Origin of the sequence: uncultured Lamprocystis sp., assembly GCF_903933125.1 — a bacterium.
Lineage (GTDB): Bacteria > Pseudomonadota > Gammaproteobacteria > Chromatiales > Chromatiaceae > Thiodictyon.
Genome location: NZ_CAIZIZ010000259.1, coordinates 1 through 5,857, shown reverse-complemented (window position 1 = coordinate 5,857; position 5,857 = coordinate 1). Strand labels below are relative to the sequence as shown.

Below are 5,857 nucleotides of genomic sequence, written 5' to 3'. Positions count from 1 at the left end.
GGTGCGACTGAAGTCGCACCTACATCCGAGCCGACATCCGAGCCGATGGTGGGTGGTATCCGGTGTTCAGTAAATGACCTTAAAGGCGATCCCTAATGGACTTTGTTTCGCTGATAAGCAAAGGGGTTCCTTATCGCCCAATCAAAATGGTCTGCACCAGCGCCGTGGCCAGCACCAACAGCAAGAGCCCGGCGACCGGCCATTGCCGCAACAGGCGGTCCAGTTGATCAAGCGCGCGTCCCGGCGCGGCGGTTGGCCTGATTCCTTCCGGTTCCGGCGGTTTGCGCTGGTGCCGGTATCGCACTGCGATGACCAGGGCCGCGACGATCAGTACGGGCCAGAGACCAGACCAGAGCTTGTCCAGGCTCCAGGCGTCGGCCAAGAGGGCGGAGGCGGCGCCGCTGTCGGCGGCTGCCGGGCGGCCGAGTTCGAGCAGATCGACGGCGGATAGCGGCAGCAGCCCGAGCAGCCCGAGCAGCAGGGCGCAGAGGGCTAGGGCGAGGACCACCAATTGCTGCACCAGCCGGGGGTGTTCACGCGGGATCGTCGGTTGCGGCGATGCGGATAGGACCTGGCTCAACACGAAGAACAGATAGGCGGCGGTGAGCAGGCCCCCGGCCTGCACGACCAGGTACCACCACCATTGCCCGGTGCCGATCGCCTCGGCGGAGAGTAGCGTTTTAACCAGATAGCCGCCGCTTGGCGGCAGGCCGATCAGCGACAGTCCGGCGAGCCCGAAGGCGAGGACGGTGAGCGGCAGCGCGCGGCCGATGCCGCTCAGTCCGCGAATCCGGTCATGGCCCAGGGCGGCGGCGATCAGGCCGGCGGCCATGAACATGGCGGCCTTGGCGCAGGCGTGGGCGACCACTTGAAGCGCCCCGGCGGTCAGTGCCACCGAACTGCCGCCCGCCGCCAGCGGAAAGATCAGGAACAGGTACCCGATCTGCGCCAGGGTCGAATAGGCGATGAGCAGCTTGAGCCGCGTCTGCCGCAGGGCGACCAGATTGCCGAACAGGATGGCCGCGGCGCCCAGGGCGCCGAGCACCTGGGCTGCCGTGAGGGTCAGCAGTTCGGGCATCAGATCGAACCAGATCCGCAGGATCAGGAAGAAGGACGCCTTGACCACCAGCGCCGAGAGCACCGCGCTGGCCGCCGGCGGTGCGCCCGCATGGGCGGGCGGCAGCCACAGATGCAATGGGAAGAGCGCGGTCTTGGCGAGCAGGCCGACGGTCATCAGGGCGGCGGCGACGGGCACGGCGGGCGGCAAGGTGTCCGCCCCCGCGATCAGGTCCGCCAGCAAAGCGATATCCAGGGTGCCGTAGGTGCCGTAGAAGAGCACCGCGCCCAGCAGATAGAGCACCGAGCCCAGGAGCGCGAACAGCAGATAACGCAGCGCCGCCGCCAGGGTCTCGGGCCGGCCGTCGAGGGCCACCAGGGGCACCGCGGAGAAGGTCAGGAGTTCCAGCGCGACGAACAGGGTGAACAGATCCTGGCCCAGAAAGACCGTGTTGATGCCTCCCCAAATTCCGCACAGCAGGGTCCAGAAGGCGAGCGATCGGCGGGTCTCGGGCAGGCCGGCCGGGATCTGGAAGCCCCGCTGGGCATAGATCCCGACGCCCAGCAGCACCACCGCGGTGGTGAGGAGCATGACGGCGGAGAGTCCATCAGCTTTCAAGGCCACGCCCAGGGGCGGCGCCCAACCGCCCAACTGGTAGTGCAAGGCGTCCTGGCCGGTCGCGACGGCGGCGGCGATGGCCGCCGCGGCGGCGAGCCCCAGCAGTAGCAGCATCAGGGCGAAGCGGCCCAGGGACCGCCCGCGCAGGACGAGCGCCAGCAGCAGGCCGACGACCGGCAGCATCAGCGGGATGACCAGCAGGAGGCCGCCCAGGTCCATCAGGTCCGCGAACCACGCGGCGAGCATCGGTTGGATCGCCATCATGGCCGCCGCTCGCCGGAGGGCGCCGGGGGCGGGGGTTCATCGCCCTCCAGCGTCCCGCGCGCGCTGGTCTCGGCGAGACGCACCAGCAGGGTGACGGCGATGGCGGTGGCCGCGAAGGCGACCACCAGCCCGGTGATGACCAGCGCCTGGGGAACGGGGTCGCCGTCGCGGCCGGTTCCGGCCAAGGCCAGGACGCCGCCGCCGCGTTGGGCGATCACCCCGAACAGCAGGAAGACACCGCTGCCGATCAGGTTGAACGCGAGGATCTTGCGCAGTGCGCCGGGCTGGCAGATCAGTCCGTAGAGGCCCAATCCCACCAGGGCGGCGGCGCAGAGACCGAACAGGGTCGTTCCACTCATGACCGCCTCCGTGATTGGCGCTGGTACTGGGGCTCAGGCGCCGGCGGTCCCGCGAGCAGCAAGCCGAGCACCGCGGTGACTGAGATGGTCAGGCCGACCTCGATGGCGAGGATCAGGGGTTTGGCGTAAGCCTCCGGATAGGCCAGGAAGGCGCCGGCCAGCCGGATGCCGGCGGCGCCGATCCCGATGAAGCACAGGGGGCCGATGACGAGCAGGAAGCGCATGAGTCGGTCGCTCACCCGCGGCGGTTCCCGCAGACCCGCCACCATGACCAGAATCCACATGGCGGCCAGGACCGCGGCACCCTGGAACTTGCCGCCGGGATCGTCGGCGCCGGCCCAGACGAGGTGAATCCCGACCAGGATGCCGAAGGGGGGCAGCACCCTGGCTAGCAGGGGCAGGGCGCTGCCCGAGCGCCAGGGGGTCAGGAATCCCGGCCGCCCGCCCCAGGCCATCTCGGTCGACAGGGACCAGACCCCGATCAGGGCCGGCACCAGTACCACGGATTCGAGCAGGGTGTCGACCGCGCGATAGGCCATCAGCACGCCGGTCACCGGATTGCCCAGCCCGGTCGCGGGCAGGTGCGCCGCCACCGCGAGGGCCTGGCTGGGGGCCGGATCGGGCAGCAGCAGGACCACGGCAGCGAGCCCGGCGGCAAGGGCCGCGCACAGGACGCCGACCAGGACGCGCAGCCCAAGGCCCGGTCTGCGCTGGTACTCGGCGGCCTCGTAGGGAGCCAGTCGGGCCGCCGCACCGAGCAGCAGGAGTCCGGTCAGTCCGCTGCCCAGGGCGGCCTCCGTCATGGCCACGTCCACCGCGGCGAGCCGCACCCAGACGATGGTCAGCAACAGTCCGTAGGCGACAAAGCCAACCGCGGCACCGTAAGCGGCGCGCGCGGCGGTAATCCACAGTGCAAGCCCCAGGACCAGCAGGACCAGGGCGGTATCCACTACCAGTGCGCTAGTCATGGGACGACGCCTCAGGAGCATTCGGGGGAACATCCGGCGAAGCAGCCGGCGTCCGGGTCTGGTCCCACTCGGGCGGGCGCACGGCCTCGGCCAGGAGTTGGCCGACCGTGGCCCCGGACAGCAGCGCCAGCAGCCAGACCGCGATCAGGCCGATCCAGCCGAAGGGCGCCGTGGTCTGGGGCAGCAGGCCCAGCACCACCAGTCCCAGGCCCAGATTGTCCGCCTTGGTCAGGGCATGGAGCCGGGTCAGCGTGTCGGGGAAGCGCAGCAGTCCGACCGTACCGGCCAGAAAGAAGATGGCTCCCAGGGTGACCGCGACGATGGTGAAGAGATCCAGCGCGAGGCTCATTCGGGCTCACTCCGCGTCGCGCCCTGGGTGTCCGCGGCGGAGTCCGCGGCCGACGCGTCGCTCGAACGGCCGGCGCCGGTGACGAACGCCACCGAGCCGAAGGCGGCGAGCAAGGCCAGCAGGAGCCCCACCTCCGACACCGCGCCGACCCCGGTGGCGACGCCCAGCAGCAGCAAGGCCGCCACGCCGCCGGTGCCGAGCAGTTGGGCGGCCAACATCCGGTCCGCATTGCCGGGGCCGCGCAGGATCCGCACCAGCCCCAGGGCGACAGTCCCCAGGATAAAGGCCGCGGCGCCGAGCAGAAACGCGGTCATCGACAGCCCCCGCCATTGCCCCGCACCCGCGCGAGCAGCGCCTCGTCGCGGGCGAGTCCGGCCGCGACCGGCTGATCGACATCCAGGCAGTGGTAGATCAAGGCGCCATCGGCCGCGGTGCCGACCGGCAGGGTGCCCGGCATCAGGCTGGTAACCGCACCGAAGGCCGCCCGCCCGGTGCCCGGCGCGAGGCGCACCGGGTAGGCCAGATAGCCGGGGTTCAGCGGCAGGCGGGGGTCGAAGGCGCGGCGTGCCACATCCACCCCGGCGACCATGGATTGCCGGATGAAATGGACGGCGAACCGCGCGAGCGCGCCGAAGTGCAGGCCTTTCCGGGCGGGCGGCAGGAGACGCAGGCTGACCCAAGTGGCCGCGGCGGCGGCCAGGAGTCCGACCACCAGATCGGCGGCCAGATCCGGCGTGCTCGGGGCGTCCGTGCCGGGGCGGGCCAACAGCAGCCAGAAGCCGAAGAACCCGGCACCCCGCGCGAGTGCGGCGAGCGCGGACGGCGCGGCGGCCGTTGCACCATCATCGGTGAACTTCAGGCGTCCGGGGGACCGACTGGGAAGTTGATTCGCGTGCATTACGGTGAACCCTTGGCGACTGGCGTCATTCCTGTGGCTGCGGGCCATCGAGCAGGTCGTTCAGCGCGATGCCGATGCCGACCGAGTTCTGATTCCAGTTGTAATCGATCATGCTGTCTCCGTAACCGGTGAAGGCCTGGAGATAGCCGCGCAGGGGGCCGAAGAGCGGCGGCGACATCCAGGAGAACTGGGCGGCGCCCTTGCCGGTGTCGAGATTCCCGCGGCCGGTGAAGGTAAAACTGTGACCGCGCCATTTGTAGACCGCCGTGAGGTCGCCGTAACCGAAATAGTCCTCGATGTCCGGGTTGTCATCGTCCTGGTCGTCCTCCGGAAGGCGATACCAGGTCCGGAGCAGGAGTGCGAGGTTGTCGCGCTCGACACCGAACTCGGCGATCAGACGGTCCCAACTGCGCGAGATCGGGTCGGCGCGGCCGTTGGATTGGTGGGTGTAGCCGACATTGAACAACTGCCAACGCCAGCCCCAAAACGCGATCCCCGGCCGGAAGCTGCCGATCAGCTCAGGCATATAGTTGTTCTCGCGAAAGGGGCGCGAGAGTTCCCCATTATAGACCTGCCACTGGCTCTGCTGCGTATAGGCCGCCCAGACACCGAAACGGCGATCCTCGGTGCTCCATAGCCGCGCCTTGAAACTGATCTGAAAGCGCGCTTCGGTTGCGTCCAGCTCGGCGTCCGGGGCCTGCGCCGCATCGAACAATTGTTTGAACGGCGTATTGTTCGGCTGGCTGGAATACCGGGCAACCTGGAGATAATTGGGTCGATGGAACACAATGGTGTAGCGGCTGGAGTCGGGGTTGAAGCCCCAGGCATTGTCGATCATCGAGGGTGGCGCCGGCGTCGCGGTCCGAGTGGAACCGGCGGTCAGTGGAGCGGACGGCGCCGTCATGGGTGCGCTTACCGGCGCCGTGTCCAGGGCGGGAGCGGCGGGCCGTCCGCTGGCTCGATCGTAACAGGCCAGCCGCTCCCGATCGGCGGTCACCGCGGCACAGCCGGCGAGGTCGGCCGGCAGGGACCGCGCGCCGACCGGGGCGCAGCACACCGCGCCGAGCCCGATCAGGGTGAGCAGTGCGGCCGGGCGTGGTCGCTGGGAGCGAGTATTCATGCTTCAGGGTTACTGGAGTTCATGGGTGTACAAGATTCCTTAGGCTATTGCCTTGGATGATTTCCGTCGAGGCTTTAGCCGGTCGGATCGTGCCGACGCGGGCCTGGTCCGGCGAACGACCATGGTGCCCGCGCCACCCCGGAACATGAAAGTCCTCTCGACCGCTGCGTAGTCAGGGCTTCCAGCCCTGACCGTTCCAGTCCCGACGCCGTCAGGCCAGGATG

Annotated in this window: 7 protein-coding genes; all 7 read right to left on the bottom strand. The window is 69.2% G+C overall.

Annotation, left to right across the window (positions count from 1 at the left end; all coding sequences use genetic code 11):
- Nucleotides 1–130 precede the first annotated feature (130 nt).
- Genes QZY03_RS12965 through QZY03_RS12935 form a run of 7 tightly spaced genes read right to left on the bottom strand, consistent with a single transcriptional unit; the run spans nt 131 to nt 5,633 of the window.
- Nucleotides 131–1,939: a proton-conducting transporter membrane subunit gene (locus QZY03_RS12965; protein WP_295581641.1), complete on the bottom strand. Its 1,809-nt coding sequence runs from the start codon at nt 1,937–1,939 to the stop codon at nt 131–133.
- Nucleotides 1,936–2,298 (bottom strand): cation:proton antiporter subunit C, encoded by a 363-nt coding sequence (locus tag QZY03_RS12960; RefSeq protein ID WP_295581639.1) that lies wholly within the window; start codon nt 2,296–2,298, stop codon nt 1,936–1,938. The genes QZY03_RS12965 and QZY03_RS12960 overlap by 4 nt, the downstream gene beginning before the upstream one ends.
- Nucleotides 2,295–3,266, bottom strand: coding sequence for an MnhB domain-containing protein (locus QZY03_RS12955; protein WP_295581637.1), 972 nt, complete (start codon nt 3,264–3,266; stop codon nt 2,295–2,297). Before QZY03_RS12955 ends, QZY03_RS12960 begins: the two co-directional genes overlap by 4 nt.
- A complete protein-coding gene (locus tag QZY03_RS12950; protein ID WP_295581635.1) occupies nt 3,259–3,615 on the bottom strand; it encodes a monovalent cation/H(+) antiporter subunit G in 357 nt (118 codons plus the stop codon). Before QZY03_RS12950 ends, QZY03_RS12955 begins: the two co-directional genes overlap by 8 nt.
- The gene (locus QZY03_RS12945) at nt 3,612–3,929 is read right to left on the bottom strand and encodes a monovalent cation/H+ antiporter complex subunit F (protein ID WP_295581634.1); all 318 of its coding nucleotides are present in this window, start codon (nt 3,927–3,929) and stop codon (nt 3,612–3,614) included. Before QZY03_RS12945 ends, QZY03_RS12950 begins: the two co-directional genes overlap by 4 nt.
- Nucleotides 3,926–4,513 carry a Na+/H+ antiporter subunit E gene (locus QZY03_RS12940; protein ID WP_295581632.1) on the bottom strand — a complete coding sequence of 196 codons (588 nt, stop codon included), beginning with the start codon at nt 4,511–4,513 and terminating at the stop codon, nt 3,926–3,928. Before QZY03_RS12940 ends, QZY03_RS12945 begins: the two co-directional genes overlap by 4 nt.
- Nucleotides 4,514–4,538: 25 nt before the next feature.
- Nucleotides 4,539–5,633 (bottom strand): phospholipase A, encoded by a 1,095-nt coding sequence (locus tag QZY03_RS12935; RefSeq protein ID WP_295581630.1) that lies wholly within the window; start codon nt 5,631–5,633, stop codon nt 4,539–4,541.
- Between the last annotated feature and the right edge of the window lie 224 nt (nt 5,634–5,857).

Bases quoted from the DNA above. Each gene is read 5' to 3' on its own strand.
- QZY03_RS12950 (WP_295581635.1), bottom strand. From the start codon at position 3,615: ATGAGCCTCGCGCTGGATCTCTTCACCATCGTCGCGGTCACCCTGGGA.
- QZY03_RS12940 (WP_295581632.1), bottom strand. From the start codon at position 4,513: ATGCACGCGAATCAACTTCCCAGTCGGTCCCCCGGACGCCTGAAGTTC.
- QZY03_RS12965 (WP_295581641.1), bottom strand. From the start codon at position 1,939: ATGATGGCGATCCAACCGATGCTCGCCGCGTGGTTCGCGGACCTGATG.
- QZY03_RS12945 (WP_295581634.1), bottom strand. From the start codon at position 3,929: ATGACCGCGTTTCTGCTCGGCGCCGCGGCCTTTATCCTGGGGACTGTC.
- QZY03_RS12955 (WP_295581637.1), bottom strand. From the start codon at position 3,266: ATGACTAGCGCACTGGTAGTGGATACCGCCCTGGTCCTGCTGGTCCTG.
- QZY03_RS12960 (WP_295581639.1), bottom strand. From the start codon at position 2,298: ATGAGTGGAACGACCCTGTTCGGTCTCTGCGCCGCCGCCCTGGTGGGA.
- QZY03_RS12935 (WP_295581630.1), bottom strand. From the start codon at position 5,633: ATGAATACTCGCTCCCAGCGACCACGCCCGGCCGCACTGCTCACCCTG.